The sequence below is a fragment of the Rhodanobacter sp. C05 genome (assembly GCF_002001165.1).
Lineage (GTDB): Bacteria > Pseudomonadota > Gammaproteobacteria > Xanthomonadales > Rhodanobacteraceae > Rhodanobacter.
In genome coordinates this window covers 43,634-60,121 of sequence record NZ_MUNQ01000006.1, presented here as the reverse complement: position 1 = coordinate 60,121, position 16,488 = coordinate 43,634, and the positions used below count along the sequence as shown (strand labels likewise).

At 62.6% G+C, this 16,488-nt stretch carries 12 protein-coding genes; 2 read left to right on the top strand and 10 right to left on the bottom strand.

Annotated elements, in window-relative coordinates; all coding sequences use genetic code 11:
• Positions 1-31 precede the first annotated feature (31 nt).
• Positions 32-1,471 carry a M20/M25/M40 family metallo-hydrolase gene (locus tag B0E51_RS02955; RefSeq protein ID WP_077443365.1) on the top strand — a complete coding sequence of 480 codons (1,440 nt, stop codon included), beginning with the start codon at positions 32-34 and terminating at the stop codon, positions 1,469-1,471.
• A gap of 96 nt (positions 1,472-1,567) precedes the next feature.
• Here the strand turns inward: B0E51_RS02955 and B0E51_RS02950 are convergent, their stop codons facing one another.
• From B0E51_RS02950 to B0E51_RS02940, 3 genes are all read right to left on the bottom strand, one after another.
• Positions 1,568-4,666, bottom strand: coding sequence for an efflux RND transporter permease subunit (locus B0E51_RS02950; RefSeq protein WP_077443364.1), 3,099 nt, complete (start codon positions 4,664-4,666; stop codon positions 1,568-1,570).
• Positions 4,667-4,675: 9 nt separating this feature from the next.
• Positions 4,676-5,791, bottom strand: coding sequence for an efflux RND transporter periplasmic adaptor subunit (locus B0E51_RS02945; RefSeq protein WP_077443363.1), 1,116 nt, complete (start codon positions 5,789-5,791; stop codon positions 4,676-4,678).
• A gap of 214 nt (positions 5,792-6,005) precedes the next feature.
• Positions 6,006-6,479: a MarR family transcriptional regulator gene (locus B0E51_RS02940; RefSeq protein WP_077443362.1), complete on the bottom strand. Its 474-nt coding sequence runs from the start codon at positions 6,477-6,479 to the stop codon at positions 6,006-6,008.
• A 68-nt stretch (positions 6,480-6,547) separates the two neighbouring features.
• Here B0E51_RS02940 and B0E51_RS02935 point away from each other — a divergent pair, with 68 nt between their 5' ends.
• Positions 6,548-7,069 carry an O-acetyl-ADP-ribose deacetylase gene (locus B0E51_RS02935; RefSeq protein WP_077443637.1) on the top strand — a complete coding sequence of 174 codons (522 nt, stop codon included), beginning with the start codon at positions 6,548-6,550 and terminating at the stop codon, positions 7,067-7,069.
• 7 nt (positions 7,070-7,076) lie between these two features.
• Here the strand turns inward: B0E51_RS02935 and B0E51_RS02930 are convergent, their stop codons facing one another.
• From B0E51_RS02930 to pilQ, 7 genes are all read right to left on the bottom strand, one after another.
• Entirely contained in the window at positions 7,077-8,786 is a 1,710-nt protein-coding gene (locus B0E51_RS02930; RefSeq protein WP_077443361.1) for a BatD family protein, read from the bottom strand.
• A complete protein-coding gene (locus B0E51_RS02925; RefSeq protein ID WP_077443360.1) occupies positions 8,783-10,675 on the bottom strand; it encodes a VWA domain-containing protein in 1,893 nt (630 codons plus the stop codon). The genes B0E51_RS02930 and B0E51_RS02925 overlap by 4 nt, the downstream gene beginning before the upstream one ends.
• Complete coding sequence (locus tag B0E51_RS02920; RefSeq protein WP_077443359.1) at positions 10,672-11,658, bottom strand: VWA domain-containing protein; 987 nt, start codon at positions 11,656-11,658, stop codon at positions 10,672-10,674. The genes B0E51_RS02925 and B0E51_RS02920 overlap by 4 nt, the downstream gene beginning before the upstream one ends.
• Complete coding sequence (locus B0E51_RS02915) at positions 11,651-12,187, bottom strand: DUF4381 domain-containing protein (protein ID WP_077443358.1); 537 nt, start codon at positions 12,185-12,187, stop codon at positions 11,651-11,653. Before B0E51_RS02915 ends, B0E51_RS02920 begins: the two co-directional genes overlap by 8 nt.
• On the bottom strand, positions 12,184-13,119 hold the full coding sequence (locus B0E51_RS02910; RefSeq protein WP_077443357.1) for a DUF58 domain-containing protein: 936 nt from the start codon (positions 13,117-13,119) through the stop codon (positions 12,184-12,186). The genes B0E51_RS02915 and B0E51_RS02910 overlap by 4 nt, the downstream gene beginning before the upstream one ends.
• Entirely contained in the window at positions 13,116-14,111 is a 996-nt protein-coding gene (locus tag B0E51_RS02905; RefSeq protein ID WP_077443636.1) for a MoxR family ATPase, read from the bottom strand. Before B0E51_RS02905 ends, B0E51_RS02910 begins: the two co-directional genes overlap by 4 nt.
• Before the next feature lie 181 nt (positions 14,112-14,292).
• Positions 14,293-16,452, bottom strand: coding sequence for a type IV pilus secretin family protein (pilQ, locus tag B0E51_RS02900; protein WP_077443356.1), 2,160 nt, complete (start codon positions 16,450-16,452; stop codon positions 14,293-14,295).
• Positions 16,453-16,488 lie beyond the last annotated feature (36 nt).

The window sequence follows — 16,488 nt, the reverse complement described above, 5'->3', positions numbered from 1 at the left end:
AATCGGGGTTTGCTCCCACGGAGTTCCCCCGATGCGCCATCTCCCCCTCACCATGCTCACTGCCAGCCTGCTGCTGGCCACTGGCATGGCCAGCGCCGCCAGCCCAACCAGCATTCCCGCCGCAGCGGTAAACACAGCCGAACAGCTGCGCGACCAGGCCATGCACGACGACACCGGCTACCGGATCGTCGAATCGCTGACCACCGAGATCGGCCCGCGCTTGGCCGGCAGCGACGCCGACCAGCGTGCACGCAACTGGGCGATCGCCAAGTTCAAGTCGCTCGGCTACGACAAGGTCTATACGGAAGCAGTCACGTTCCCGTTGTGGGAGCGCCACAGCGAACATGGCGCGATCGTGGCGCCGTTTCCGCAACCGCTGGTGTTGACCGCACTGGGTTATTCACCCGGTACACCGAAGGGTGGTCTTACCGCGCAGGTGGTGAAGTTCGACAGTCTGGACGCGTTGAAGGCAGCCGACCCGGCCAGCGTGAAAGGCCGGATCGTCTATATCGGCTATCGCATGCAGCGTGCAAAGGACGGTCACGACTACGGCATGGGTTCAGCCGTGCGCGTCGGCGGCCCGGTAATCGCTGCGGCGAAGGGCGCCGCCGGCTATCTGCTGCGTTCGGCTGGCACCGATGCGCAGCAGCGCATTGCGCATACCGGCATGACCGGCTTCACCGATCCGGCCAAGGCGATCCCCGCCGCTGCGCTGTCCAACCCTGATGCCGACCAGCTTGAGCGCGTGCTGGCCTACGGCAAGCCGGTCACGGTGAAGCTGGATCTGGATTGCGGCATCGTCGGCCAGTACACCGGCGCGAATGTTATCGGCGAGATCACCGGCAGGAAGCATCCCGATCAGGTGGTCGCGATCGGTGGTCATCTGGACTCCTGGGATCCAGGCACCGGGGCGATCGACGACGGCGCCGGTGTAGCGATCGCGATGGCCGCCGGCAAACTGATCCATGATCTGCCGCAGCGACCGGACCGCACGATCCGCGTCATCGCATTCGCCAACGAGGAAATGGGCCTGTGGGGCGGCAAGGCATATGCCGAGAAGCACGCCGCCGAAGTTGGCAAGTTCCAGCTTGGCACCGAATCCGATTTCGGTTCCGGTCCGGTCTGGCGCATGAGCGCCAGCGTCAAGCCCGAGGCGCGCGACGCGATTGGCCAGATCGCCAAGGTGCTCGCGCCGATTGGTGTGGCTTACGATCCACAGCATCCGGGTGGCGGTGGTTCGGATCTGTCGCAGATGCACGGCAAGGGTATGGCGGCACTGTCGCTGACCCAGGACGGCACCTATTACTTCGACTGGCACCACACGGCCAACGATACGCTGGACAAGATCGACCCGAAGCAGCTGGCGCAGAACGTGGCGGTGTATGCCACCTTCTCGTACATGGCAGCACAAGCCGACGGCGACTTCGGTTCCGCACCCGGCGCGTTTGCCGGCGACGGAGCCGGCGAATAATCGCAATAATCGCTACCGCATGAACCTCTGACGAAGAAGGCGGCCTGCGGGCCGCCTTCTTCGTTTCAGATCACGCCAGAACTCGCCACCCAGATATCAGTCGGCGGATGCAGTCAACGCGTTGCCTCGATCACGGGCAAAACGCCTTTGCAGACGATCCATGTAGATATAGATCACTGGTGTCAGGTACAGCGTGAGCACCTGCGAGACGACCAGCCCACCGACCACGGCCAGACCCAGCGAACGGCGTGTATCGGCACCGGCGCCAATACCCAGCGCGATCGGCAGCGTGCCGGCGAAGGCGGCCATCGTGGTCATCATGATCGGACGGAAGCGCACCTTGCAGGCTTCGAAGATCGCATCAGGCGGTGCCATGTTCTCGACGTTCTGCCGTTCCAGCGCAAAGTCGATCAGCATGATCGCGTTCTTCTTGACGATGCCGACCAGCATCACGATGCCGACGAAGGCGAACAGATCCAGCGATGCGTGGAACAGCACCAGGGTGAGCAACGCACCCACGCCGGCGGCAGGCAAGCCGGAAAGAATGGTCAACGGATGGATGAAGCTTTCGTACAGGATGCCAAGCACCAGGTAGATCACGAACACTGCCAGCAACAGCAACAGACCCATGCCCTGCATGGACTGCTGGAAGGCCTGCGCCGTGCCCTGCACACTGCCGGTGATCGTCGCCGGCAGGCCGATCCTGGTCATCGCGGCATTCATGCTGGCCACCGCGTCGCTCAACGAGACACCCGCGGCGAGATTGAACGATACCGTCACCGCTGGCAGCTGGCCCTGGTGGTTCACCGTGAGCACCTGTGCCTCACGATCGAACGTGGCCACCGTGGACAATGGCACCAGCGTGCCGCTGCTGGATGTCACGTACAGTTTTGACAGTACCGCCGGATCATTCTGCATCGGCCGGTCGACCTGCATGATCACCCAGTACTCGGTCGCCGCACTGTAGATCGTGGAAATCTGGTTGGCGCCGAAGGCAATGCCGAGCGCCGACTGCACCTGTGCCATGGTCAGACCCAGCGGCGCCAGCTTCTCGCGGTTCACCTTGACGTCGATCGACGGACTGTTGATGTCCAGATCGCTGGTGACGTCGCGGAAACCCGGCAGCTGCTGGAACGCCGCCGCCACCTTGTTGCTCCAGCCGTTCAGCGCATCCAGATCGGTCGACTGCAAGGTGTACTGGTACTGCGAATTGGACTGGCGCCCGCCGATCTGGATCGACGGTGGATTCTGGATATAGGCCTTGATGCCAGGCACCTGGGCAAATTTCCTGCGCAGCTCGCTGATGATCTCGTCGGGTGTCAGGCGCTCGCTGGCCGGCTTGAGCACCAGTAGCAGCGAACCGTTGTTGACCGTGGCACGCGATCCACCGGCACCCACCGACGACATGTACGAATCGACATTTGGATCCTTGCCGGCAATCTCCGCCAACCGCTGCTGCAGGGCCACCATTTCGTCGAAAGACGCGCCGTCTGCCGCTTGTGTATTCACACGCAGCTGGCCGCTGTCGCCCGATGGAATGAAATCCATCGGCGTCACATAGAACAACAGCACGGTCACCGCGAGGCTCAGCACAAACAACGCCACGACCCAGCGCGGCCGTTGCATGCTCCAGTGCAGGCTGCGGGTATAGCCATTCTGCACGGCGTTGAAGCCGCGATCGAAGCGGGCAATCAGCCAGTTCTTGTTCTCATGGTCATGCGCCTTGACGAAACGGCTGCACAGCATCGGTGTCAGCGTCACCGCCACCACGCCGGAAACCAGAATGGACACGCTGATGGTCACCGCAAACTCATGGAACAGGCGTCCCACGATGCCACCCATGAACATCACCGGGATGAACACCGCGATCAGCGACAAGGTCATCGAGATGATCGTGAAGCCGATCTCGTTGGCACCCTTCACCGACGCCTCGAATGGCGTCAGGCCGGTCTCCATGTGCCGGACGATGTTCTCCAGCATCACGATCGCATCGTCCACCACGAAGCCTACCGCCAGCGTCAAAGCCAGCAGGGAAAGATTGTCGAGGCTGTAGCCCAGTGCAAACATCACGCCGAACGTGCCGATCACCGAAATCGGCAGCGCCACCGCCGGAATCAGCGTGGCGGAGAGATTGCCGAGGAACAGATAGATCACCAGCACCACCAGTACGCCGGCCAGCAGCAGGGTGAACTGCACGTCGTCCACCGAGGCACGGATCGATTGCGAGCGGTCATACAGCACGTCGAGCTTGACCGAGGGCGGCAAGGTGGCCGCGAAGCCGGGCAGCAAGGCCTTGATCCGGTCAACCGTGTCCACCGTGTTCGCCCCCGGCTGGCGCTGTATCGCCAGCAGGATCGAGCGCTGCCCGTTGTACCAGCTGGCCACCTGATCGTTCTGCACGCTGTCGTCGGCATGCCCGACGTTGCCCAGCCGCACCGGTGCGCCGTTGCGATAGGACACGACCACGTTGTTGTATGCCGCCGCGCGCATCAGCTGGCCGTCGCTGCTGACCGGCAGCTGCTGCCGCCTGCCATACAGCGAACCGGTGGACTGGTTGACGTTGGCCGCTGCAATCGCGTTCTGCACCTGATCGATGCCGATCCCGGCCGCAGCGAGCTTGTCGGGATTGACGTTGATGCGCACGGCGTATTTCTGCGAACCGTAGACGCTCACCTGGGCCACGCCGTCGACCATCGACAGTTGCTGGGCCAGCTCGGTCTCGCCGTAGTCGTCCACGGTCGACAGCGGCAGCGTCGACGAGGTCACCGCGATGTACAGGATCGGTGCATCGGCCGGGTTCACCTTGCGGAACGTCGGCGGAGTCGGCATCTGCGTGGGCAGCTGGCGTTGCGCCGCCGAGATGGCCGCCTGCACGTCCTGCGCCGCGCCGTCGATGCTGCGATCCAGCTCGAATGTGAGCGTGATCGAGGTGGCGCCCAGCGCACTGGTCGAACTCATCGAGCTGATGCCGGCAATGGTCGACAACTGCGATTCCAGTGGTGTCGCCACGGCCGAGGCCATGGTCTGCGGCGAAGCGCCGGGCAGGCTGGCCGAAATGCTGATGGTGGGAAAGTCGACGTTCGGCAGTTCGTTGACCGGTAACTGTGGATACGATACGACGCCGAATACCAGCAGCGCTGCCATCAGCAGCGTAGTCATCACCGGGCGGCGGATACAGAGTTCCGGCAGATTCACGGGCGCCCCTCAGTTGGCGCTGATGCGCGCGTGGCTGCCATCGACCAGCAGCATCTGGCCCTCGATGACCACCTGCTCGCCTGCGGCCAGTCCCTTGTCGATCACCACCCGATCGACCGTCGTCGTGCTTGCAGTCACCGTGCGTTGCTCGATCGTGCCGTCAGGCTTGTACACGAACACGAACGTGCCGGCACTCGAATTCTGCAATGCAAGAACCGGTACCGAGATGGCGTTGGCGATACGGGTCGTCGGCAAGGTCACGTTGACGAACTGGCCAGGAGTCAGCTGATCGTTCTTGTTGTCGAAACGCGCCTTGAGGGTGATCGTGCTGGTGGTGATGTCGACGGCATTGTTGATGAACTCCAGCGTGCCGCTGATCGGCTTGCTGCCGGCACCGTCAAGTTGTGCCTGCACGCTGACGGCGCCACGCGCCTGCGCCTGCCGCACTGCAGGCAGGCTGTCCTGCGGCAGCGCGAAGGTCACCCGGATCGGTTCGATCTGGTTGAGCACCACGATACCGGTGTTGTTGGCGGTGAGGACTGCACCGGGGTATACCAGCGGTGCACCGAGCACGCCGTCGAACGGCGCTACGATCCGCGTGTAATCGAGCTGGGTCTGGGCCAGCTCCTGGGCTGCGCGATCGGACTGAAGCGCTGCCTGGGCCACACCGAGATTGGCCTTGTAGGTATCGATGTCGGTCTGCGCGACATAGCCTCGGGCGAGCAGCGGAGCATAGCGCCCGAGGTCAGCCTTGGCCTTGACCAGATTCGCCTCGTCGCGCGCCACATTGCCGATGGCCTGGTCCAACTGCGCCTGCAGTGGCCGCGGGTCGATCCGGGCCAGCAGGTCGCCTTTGCGCACATGCGCACCCGGCACGAAGGCCAGCGACTGGATCTGGCCATCCACCTGCGAACTTACCGTGACCGTCGAATAGGCTTCAACGCTACCTATCTGCCTGAGCGAAATATCGACATCGCCCTGTGTTGCCATAGCCACCTTGACGGGTACCGCGGTAGGCGCCGCCGACTTCCTGACTCCAGACTCATGGTGATGCCCGTACCAGAATGCGAGCAACGCAGCCACGCTCAGCACGACAATAATCAGTAAAAGTTTTTTCAGTGACATGCGACACGTACTCGTCGTTCCGTTCCGCGAATCCGCGGCAATATCACGCAATATGCTGGATCCATGAGACGTGACGGCCGGCGCTGATGTTCGGCTGCCCGAATGACGTCAAATACCTCAGCAATGCTGCGGTTACCTGTCACGACATGATCTGCACTATGCCTTCTGGATGTGCCGCGCGGACCGGGACCGATGGCACTGGTCCTTCAGGATTTTACGATTCAGAACCGACCTCCCCGGCGTCGCCTTGCATCTGTTCGAGCGCCAGCAGGTTTTCCTTGATCCGGTTGATCACCGCCAACGCCTGCTGCAGCTCGTCATGGTCGATGCCGCGGGTGGCGTCCTTGCGCAGATCACGCGCGATCAATTCCATATCGCCGACAATCACCTGCGCCTGCTCGGTGGTATGCAGCCGCCATGCGCGGCGATCCTTTGGATCTGGACGGCGTTCGACAAAACCTGCAGCCTGCAACCGATCGATCACGCGTCCGACGGCGATCGGCTCCATTTCCAGGAATTCGGCCAGCTCGGTTTGCCGCAGTCCTTCGCGGTGGTACAACATCTTGGTTGCACGCCATTGCGCGCGGGTCAGCCCGAATTTCACCGCGCGCCGGTCGAAGTGCTTGCGAAACAGCAAGGTCACATCGCTGAGCAGATAACCGAAGGAAATATCTTCCGTTTTCGCCATGATCGGTTGAAACCTCGTTGCATATCGGGCGCCGGCTGAGAGCATACGGCGCCACCATCACCGAAGCCATGCCCATCCAGGTCATTACCGCCGACATCACCGAACTGCACGTGGACGCCATCGTCAACGCGGCCAACCCCGGTCTGCTCGGTGGCGGTGGCGTGGATGGCGCGATTCACCGTGCAGCCGGACCGGCCCTGCTGCACGCCTGCCTGGCCTTGCCCGAATCCGCGCCAAGCGTGCGTTGTCCGACCGGTGAAGTGCGCCTCACCGCCGGCTTTGCACTACCCGCACGCCACGTGATCCATACGGTCGGACCGATCTGGCATGGCGGCAGTCATGGCGAGTCCCTGCTGCTGGCGCACTGCTATCGCAACGCCATGCACCTGCTGCGCGAGTTCGGGTGGCACACGATCGCCTTCCCGGCAATCAGTTGCGGCGTGTACGGCTATCCGCCTGCGCAAGCCGCCACAGTTGCCGTGCGTACTCTGCACGATGAACTCGTCGACAACACCGCCATCGAGGTGACACTGTGCTGCTTCAGTGATGCCATGCGCGTGGTGTTCCAGCATGCGCTCGACCGCATCTGAATGGCGTTCAATGCAGCTTGAACGGATACAGTGGCGGCAGATCCGGATTTTCGTCGCCCGTATTGACGAGGCGCCACACGAAGCCGCGTTTGAACACTTCAGCCAATTGTGCGTCGCGTTCGGATAACGGCGCATCAGCGTAATGGCGCTGCTGCAGGCTGGCGATCGCTGCACGTTGTGGGGCATCGTCCAGCGCAGCCGAGAGGTCTCCGAGATGCTGGATCAGCGGCCGTTCGACGCGTGCCCATGCCAGCAGGGTGTGCACCTGTGCAGTGCTGTCGTTGCCTCGCGCCGCCGCGATGAAAGCAAGCCGGGCTTGATGCGCCGACGTCTGCATCGTCACCGGGGCGACGTTTGCAACGGTGGCACGGCGACGACGCCACAACCACCAGCCCAGTGCGCTCAGCAGCCACAGGCCGATGCTGGCCAAGGCAATTTCGCGCCATGGCGCAGCTGGCGTAACTGCGGCAGTGCCAGTGGCTGCCTTGGCGAGCACATCAGCAACTGCCGGAGTGGTTGCGGTGAGTGGTGCTGAAGGCGATGTTGCCGGCGCGCCAGCTGCCGGCAGGATCGTGATGCTGTGTGCCGGAATCTGTGCCACTTCCATGCGATCGGTCAGCACGTTCCACCACTTCAGTGTGGTGGCGGGAATGGTGAGCGTGCCCGCGCGCTCAGGCACCACCGCGAACGCCTGCTGGCGCCATCCGACGATCCATTGACCGTCGTTGTGGTTGCCGCTGGCCGGCTTGTCCGGATACACCGTGGCACCGTCCAGTGGTGGCAGGCTAAGTGCCGGCAATACCTCGTACGACAACCCCGTCGCCTGCAGGTCCATGGTGAGGTTCAGCGGCTGGCCGACCCGCGGCGAATCCGATGCTTTTGGCCAGCCATCCAGGCTCAGGCTCAACTGACGCGCAGGCAGCCATGCACTCTTGCCCCAGTCGGCCGGCGCCGCCTGCACCTCGATGGAAAGCGCCGGGGCACTGGCCGAAACCGGAGTGCTGGCGCCAAAGAAACTGTTGGGGTCGTTCGGATCCACCGCTCCGCCCTGGAAGTGCGCGGCGGGAATCTCGATGTGTCCGGCACGCTGTGGGATCAGCGCATAGCGTTGTTCCAGCACATGGTAGGTGCGACCACCACGTTCGGTGTCGTAGTTCAGGCCATTGCCGAACTGGCTGATCTGGGCGCCATCAATCTGGGGCGCCGCAGGCGCATCGCCATTGATCATGTTGGCGTAATACAACCGCAGCACATAACTCAACTGCTGGCCGACATAGCCGTGTGCAGGCTCGACCTGCGCCTCCATGAAAACATCCTTGTGCGTGGCCGCGAGCGTCGCCGGGTCAGGCGCAGTCACCTGCAGCTGCAGCGGCGCAGTCTGGCTGCCGGCCACGCTGAGCGCGGGAATCTGCAGGGTCCCGGCACGCTTCGGGCGCAGCGCGATGCCGAATGTCGTTGTAGCAGTCGCTGTGCCATTGATGACGCTGAGGCTGCTGCTCTGCGAGCTGCCGACTATGTCGAAATCCTGGCTCAAGGCACGCAGATCAGGGTGGTCGGCGTTGTCGATATCGCCATTGACGCGCAGATTCAAGGTTACGGTCTCACCGAGCTGCACACTGCTGCGATCAAGGCTGGCCATTACGTCGGTGGCATGGGCAGCTGACGGAATCAGCAGCAGCGCGAGCAACCAGCCTGCAATGAGTCGTCGAAAGATCACGGCTGATCATCCTCTTGCACTGCGCCACCGTGGCGCTGCAGATATTCCAGTTCGAATTTTCGTCGCAGCAGCGCACCGGGATCGTCCGGCACACGCTGTAACGCCTGACGCAGGTCAGCCGGTAACTTCGACTGCGGATCGTCTTTCGATACCGCGCCAAGCTGATGAGTCGTCGCGTCCTGCTTGTCCTTTGGCTGTGCGGCCAATGCCTGATCCATCTGCTGCTGCAGTGCCTTCTGCGTTTGCTCGGCACGCGCTTTCTGCTCGGCCTGCTGCTGTGGTGTCTGCGGCGCAGGCTGATCGCCTGCCTGATCCTTCGCAGAGGCATCCTTGCCCGGCTGATCCTTCGCCTGCGACTGCCCATCGTGACCGGCCTGGTCGGATGGCTTGCCAGCATCCTCGCCCGGTTTCTGGTCCTGTGCCTTTGAAGCATTTTTCTTGTTGTCGTCGCCTTGGCCGCCAGACGAAGATTGACCCTGGCTGCCACTCTGATCCTGCGGTTTCTGATCGTGCTTCTGCTGTTGCTGTTGCTTGCGCAACCAGTCCTCGACCGCCTGACGATTCACCTTGGCGTCGGCGTTGGCCGGATCGAGTTTCAAGGCATCGTCATAGGCATCGATGGCTTGCTGGTACCGGCCCTGTCTGGCCCGTGCATTGCCGAGGTTGTACGCCGCATCGCTGCCTGGCGCATGCTGCAGGGCCTGCGTCGCAGTGACGTAATCGCTGGCACGATATGCGGCCGCCCCCCGCCAGGCCGGGTCGCGTGCAAGCTTCTGCGCCTGCTCCGCATCACCATCGTGCAGTGCCTGCGCCACCTGCTGGTCGGGACGCTGCCACAGGTCCCGCCAGGTCGTCGCCTCGGCCGTCGCCGGCAGCAGCGGCAGCAACATCAGTGGCAACAGCAGCAACCAGCCGCGACGAAATGCCAGCGCCACGATCGGCAACAACGGCAACAGCAGCCACGGGCCGCGATCCTGCCATTCGTCACCGCTCTGTCCACTGGCCATCGCGGCAGGCCCTGCATGCAGCTGCGCGTGCAGCGCATCGATATCGACATGATCCGCACGCATCGGCACATAACGGCCGCCACCCGCGGCGGCCAATGCGGCAAGGCCAGCATCATCGCGCCGCGCCAGCGTCATCTGCCCCTGCGCGTCACGCAGAAAGCCGCCATCGGCCAGCGGTACCGGACCGCCTTGCAGCGTGCCGATGCCAAGCACCGAGACCTGCACGCCGGCTGCGTTCGCCTTGCGTGCGGCGGTATCCGCCGCGGCGTCTGCCTGATCGGTAATCAGCACCAGCAAACCGCCACCGGTCTTGGCGTCATGGATCAGCGCCATACCACGCTCGATCGCCTGCGCTGCGTCGTTGCCATCCACCGGCATCGTGTCCGGTGCCATCGCATCGAGCAGGTCATCGAGGCTGTTCGCATCAGAGGTCAGCGGCGCCACCACGAACGCTTCACCGGCATAGCCGATCAGCGCATTCAGCCCATCGCGATTGCTCGCCAGCAGGTCATGGGCCTTGTAGCGTGCCCGGTCGAGCCGGCTCGGCGCCATGTCGCGTGCCAGCATGTGCTGCGACAGCGAAATCGCCACGACCTGCGATGCACGACTCGCATATAGCGGCTGTGTGACGCGGCTCCAGCTCGGGCCGGCCAGTGCCAGTGCGCACAGCGTCCAGCCCAGCGCAAACAACCACAACGGCAAGCTCCGGTTGATCGTGCGACCGCGCAACAGGTAAGGCAACAGCTCGGCATCGACCAATCGCAACAGTTTTCTCTGCGCTACATCACGTCCCGTGCCCAGCCAGCCCAGCAGCGGCAGCAGGGCCAGTGCGGCCAGCCACCATGGGCGCAGGAAATGAAACTGTTGCAGCAGTTCGCTCATGCCAGCTGCTCCACCGCTCGACCAAACCGACGCGGCAGGATGACCAGCAACAGCAGTACGACCGCGGCCAGCAACGGCCAGCGGAACAGCTCGTGCCGTGGCCGCAGCGTCGGACCATGCTGCGGCATCGGCTCCAGCGCATCGATCGCACGATAGGCATTGGCAAGTTCGCGACCGTCGGTGGCACGGAAGAACTGGCCGCCGGTCTCCCTGGCGATCGTAGTGAGCATGTCCGCGTCCAGATCCGCCGAGGGATTGATCACCTGGCTGCCGAAGAATCCGGGCACACGCATCTGCGTGGCGCCGATGCCGATGGTATAGATGCGCACCCCGGCCGCCTTGGCCGCACGTGCTGCCTCGCGCGGCGAAATGTTGCCGGCATTGTTGATCCCGTCGGTAAGCAAAACCAGCACGCGAGCCTGCTCGGGTAATGCCGACAACCGCTTTACCGCTACAGCGATCGCATCGCCGATCGCCGTCTCGGTACCCGCCAGGCCCACCACGGAACCCTGCAACTGAGCGCGCACCGCGGATAAATCATAGGTCAACGGCGTGACCAGGAATGCCTGGCTGCCGAACAGGATCAACCCCATCTCGTCGCCGCTGCGTCGATTGATGAAGTCGCCGGCGATCGCCTCGACCGCGCCGAAACGGCTGGTTGCCTGTCCCGCCAATTCCATGTCCTCGGTACGCATGCTCCCGGACAGGTCCACTGCCAGCATCACCGCACGCCCACTGCGTTGCTGCGCCTGTGGCGGCCCGATCCATTGCGGACGCGCTGCGGCGGCCAGCACACACAACCACGCCAGTCCCAGCAGCCACGGCGTGATGCCATGCGTCGTATGTGCACTCACAACCCTCAGCTGCAATCCCGGCTGCGGCAGATGCAGGGCTTGCCCTGGCGCCGCCGGACGTAGCCAGCGACGCAGCAGCCATGGCAATGGCAGCAGCACGATCACCCAGGGCCATGCAAACTCAGGCATGGGCGCGCTCCGCCGCAACCGGCTTCCAGGCTGACGGCTGCAATGCCAGACGCAGCCACTGCCGCACGGCGGCTACAGCGGCGGCGTGATCGAATGACGACGACGGGCGATAGATCGCCTGTTCCAGTGCCAGCAGCCGATCCAGCGTAGCTGCATCGACAGGCACCCGCGCCAGCGTCTGCCTCCACGCTTCGCCACGCTGTTGCGTGGCTGTGGCATCGTGCCGGCGTGCCACGCGTCGCAGCAGTTGATGCAGCTCGCTTGCCAGCATGGCCTGATCCTCATCTTGCTGATGTCGTTGCACCAGATGTTCAAGATCAAGCAACACCTGATTGCGCTGTCGAAGCACATGGCTACGGCGTCGCCACAACCAGGGCCCCAGCAGCAACACCAGCAGCAACAAGGCCGCCAGCACCCACCATCCCGGAGCAGGTGGCCATATCGAAGGCTCCGGCGGCAGGTGAATGTCACGCAGGCTGGGGCCTGCGGACGCAGCGGCACTACTTGACTGCGCGGGCAATGCGTTCATCGCGTCGACCTTGCAGCACCGAACAGGTCCGCGACCGACTCCAACGGATCGGCCACGGTATCAATGCAGTTGCAACGTAAATTCAGTGACTGTGCCAGCTCAACGAGCCGTGACGGCCCTGCGCCGAGTGCACGCTGAAAATCAAGACGCTGGCGTTCGGACTGCAAGACCACTTCACTGCACTCGTCCGCATGCTCAAATGGATATCGCCCTGGAGGCGCCAGTGCGAGTTCCAGCGCATCGGCGACGACAAGCACCCTGACGCCAGCATGACGCGTCAGATCGAGCAGTTGCCGACGCGCCGATGTGTCGCTGCTGAAGCCATCGCTGATCAGCAGCACCCTGCTCGCGCCATGCAGCACGCGACCCGCACGGGTCAATGCATCGGCCAGTGATTCGGCCTTGCCTGACGTCGGCAGCGCATCCCACTCGGCTAACGCACCGCATACCGCCAGCGCGCCACGAGGACCGGCCTGCGGGCGGAGCAACTGCTCTGCGTGACCAAACGCCATTACGCCAACCCGTTCACCGGCAGACACCGCATGCCAGGCAGCACAAGCCGCAACACGCGCCGCTTGCACGGACTTGAAGCGCACCTTCGTACCAAAACGCATGCTGGCATGGGTGTCCAGCAGAATCAGCAGACAGCCTTCGCGGTCCTCCTGGAACAGTTTGGTGTGCAACTTGCCGCTGCGTGCGGTAAGTCTCCAGTCAAGCCTGCGCACATCGTCGCCAGCCTGGTAGACCCGTGATTCGGCATAATCCATACCTCGGCCGTATAGACGGCTGGATTGCTGACCACTGCGCGCAGCGCGACTGAGCAACGGCGCCATGCGGACACGCCCCACCCGCACGCGAAGTGCGATCAGTTCAGCCAGCGATACCCGGCTGCAGCCATTGCCGTCCGCCCGTGTCTGCACGACAGCGCTCACGGCAGCGGCACGAGGTCCAACAGGCGATCGATCACCTGGTCCGGCCGCACGCCTTCGGCCTCCGCCTCATAGCTGAGCAGTACTCGATGCCGCAGTACTTCATGGGCGATGGCATGCACGTCCTCGGGCAACACGTAATCGCGACCAGACAGCCATGCCTGTGCGCGTGAACAGCGATCCAGCGCGATGGTGGCACGCGGGCTGCCGCCCCAGGCGATCCAGCGCTTCAGTTCGGGACCATAGCGACCGGCATCGCGGGTGGCCAGCACCAGCTGGGTCAGGTATTCCTCCAGCGCGGGCGCCATGTGCACGGCCATCGCCGCGTCACGCGCGGCAAATACATCCGCCTGGCTCAACAAGGCTGCCGGCGCAGCCACGGGATGCGCTCGACGACTGGCCTGCTCACGTGCCAGCTTGAGTATCGCCAACTCGGCAATCGCATCCGGGTAGCCGATCGTCACATGCATCAGGAAACGGTCGAGCTGGGCTTCCGGCAATGTGAACGTGCCTTCCTGCTCAATCGGATTCTGTGTTGCCATCACCATGAACAACTCAGGTAGCTGCCACGTACTGCGGCCCACGGTGATCTGTTGCTCAGCCATTGCCTCCAGCAACGCCGATTGCACTTTTGCCGGCGCACGATTGATCTCGTCGGCCAACACGATGTTGTGGAATAACGGGCCACGCTCGAACTCGAAGCTGCCTGACTGCGGACGGAACACATCTGTACCCGTGAGATCCGCTGGCAGCAGGTCCGGCGTGAACTGTACGCGGTGGAAGTCCGCCTTGATCCGCACCGCCAGCGCCTTCACTGCGGTGGTCTTGGCCAGGCCTGGCGCTCCCTCGACCAGCAGATGACCGTCCGCCAGCAAGGCGACCAGCAGGCAGTTGATCAGGTGGGGCTGACCGATGACACAAGTTTGCAACTCATCGCGCAATCGCGTGAATACGTCGTGCAAACTGCTCTGGATCGAGGTTTCGGGCATATCCATCATCTGCGTCCGTTATCGGTGTAGTGCGGGCCGGATACGGCATGCCACTCGGGCACATGATCCGATTGCGAGCTACAGACCATAATCGGTGCCGGAAGTTTAACCAACGCATCTGGGTAATCCGTCCCGCACAAAAAAAGAGGCGGCCGTAGCCGCCTCTTTTCAATGGGCAACGTGGATTTTACTGAAGCGTATCGCTGAGGATGCGTGGCGTCACGAAGATCAGCAGTTCGGCCTTGGTTACACCACGCACCGTGTCACGGAACAGCGCACCGAGGCCAGGGATATCGCCAAGACCCGGTACCTTGGTGACCGTGTTGGTCTTGTTGACCTCGTAGATGCCACCAAGCACCACAGTCTGCCCATTGTCCACCAGCACCGAGGTGTTGATCGAGCGGGTATCAATGGTTGGTACCTGGCCACTGCCGGGCACGGTGATATAACCAGCCAAGGCATCCTTCGTCACGTTGATGGTCAGATAGACACGATTGTCGGCGGTGATCGTCGGGGTCACCCTCAGCTCCAGCACGGCATCCTTGAAGGCCACCGTTGCAGTGCCGCTACCGGCAGCACTACCCGTGCTGTTCTGGTAAGTGACGTAACCAATTTCCTGACCCTGGCGGATCACGGCTTCCTGCTGATTCGCCGTGATAACGCGCGGACTGGAGATCACTTCACTGCGCCCTTCGGTCTGCGCTGCGGAAAGCTCAAGATCGATTGCGTAGTTCGCGCCGAGAATGGCCAACCCGAAACTGCCGCCCTGACTCTGCGAGGGCAGGTTCACATTGAGGCCACCGGAGCCTAGGGTAGTGGTACCCGTCGAGGAGGCGGCGTTGCTTCCAATCGTGCCTCCCAAGGCATTGCCGACCTGCAGCACCTGACCACTGGGATTCACGTGTTGGCCGCTGACACCGAACTTTGCACCGAGCTCGCGGGTAAAGTCGTCTGTGGCAACCACGATGCGCGACTCGATCAACACCTGCTGCACCGGCTTGTCCAACACCGCAATCAAATCCCGCAATTGTTTAATCTTGTCCGGCGTGTCGTTCAAAAGCAGCGTATTAGTACGAATGTCGAACGAGGCACTGCCACGTGCCGACAGGAAGCCATGGGAGGTATTATTACTACCACCACCACCTTGACTTTGCAGGCTACCGGTGGTTAACAGCTTAGCGATGTCCTGCGCTTTGCCGTAACTGATCGGCACATATGCCGTCTCCAGCTCTGCGGTATCCAGTGCCTTCAGTTTGGCATCAGCGACATCCTGCTCGTATTTGGCTAGCTCCTGCTGTGGAGCCACCCAGACCACGTTGCCGTTACGGCGCTTATCGAGGGTTTTGGCCCGCAGGATCACGTCTAGCGCCTGATCCCAAGGTACATTGACCAGTCGCAAGGTGACACTACCGCCAACGCTATCCGAAGCGACCAGGTTGAGTCCTGATACATCGGCAATCAACTGCAGGGCCGAACGTACGGGGATGTCCTGGAAATTGAACGTCACACGCTTGCCGCTGTAGCTTGGCTCCTGGCCAGCTTTGTTCAGCTGAGCGCTCTTCGCGTCAACTTTCTTGGGCGCCACTTCGACTACATATTGATCTGCGGTCTGGTAGGCCGAGGTATCGACATTCCCCTTGACCGAGATTTCCATGCGTGCGCCACCACCCATGCCAGTACGGGTGACGATCGATTGCACTGGTGTGGCGAAGTCCAATGTATCGAGTCGCTGTGCCAGATTGGCCGGCAAATTTGCGTGATCGATCGTGACCAGTACATTGTCTCCCTTGCGGGTCATTTCCGCATTTGCACCGCTGCCACTGAAACTGATCAGCACACGACCTTCACCATTCGGACCGCGACGGAAGTCGATATTGGAGATTGCCGGACCATTCGATGCCGACGGCAGTGCCTTGCTCGGATCGACAGTGGCTGCGGTAGTCACCGACTGGTCTGCGCTACCGTTGTTGATGGTCAGCACGAGACTGTTGCCTTCAACGCTGGAGCGATAACTCGACTCGCGCATCAGCTCGACCACGACACGAGTGCGGCCACCAGCCTCGACTGCAGATACCCCGGAAGTCGAACCCTGGCCAATATCCAGATGACGTGCCGCCGCGTTGTCGGTATCCGCGAAATCGATCGCAATGCGCGGCGGATTACCCGTGGTGAAGATCTTCGGTTCCGGCACCGGGCCGCTGCCGAAATCCATGTGTAGTTGCACTTTGCCACCCGGCAAGGTGTCGTAAGTGATGTTCTTGAGCGTAGTACTGGCCGCCGCATCGCTGGCCCAAGTGGCCGCGGCGAGGAACAGGCCCATCAGCATGTAACGGCTTGCATGGCGCATGACACGGCCCCGGACGGATTGGATTTGGTTGGTCAT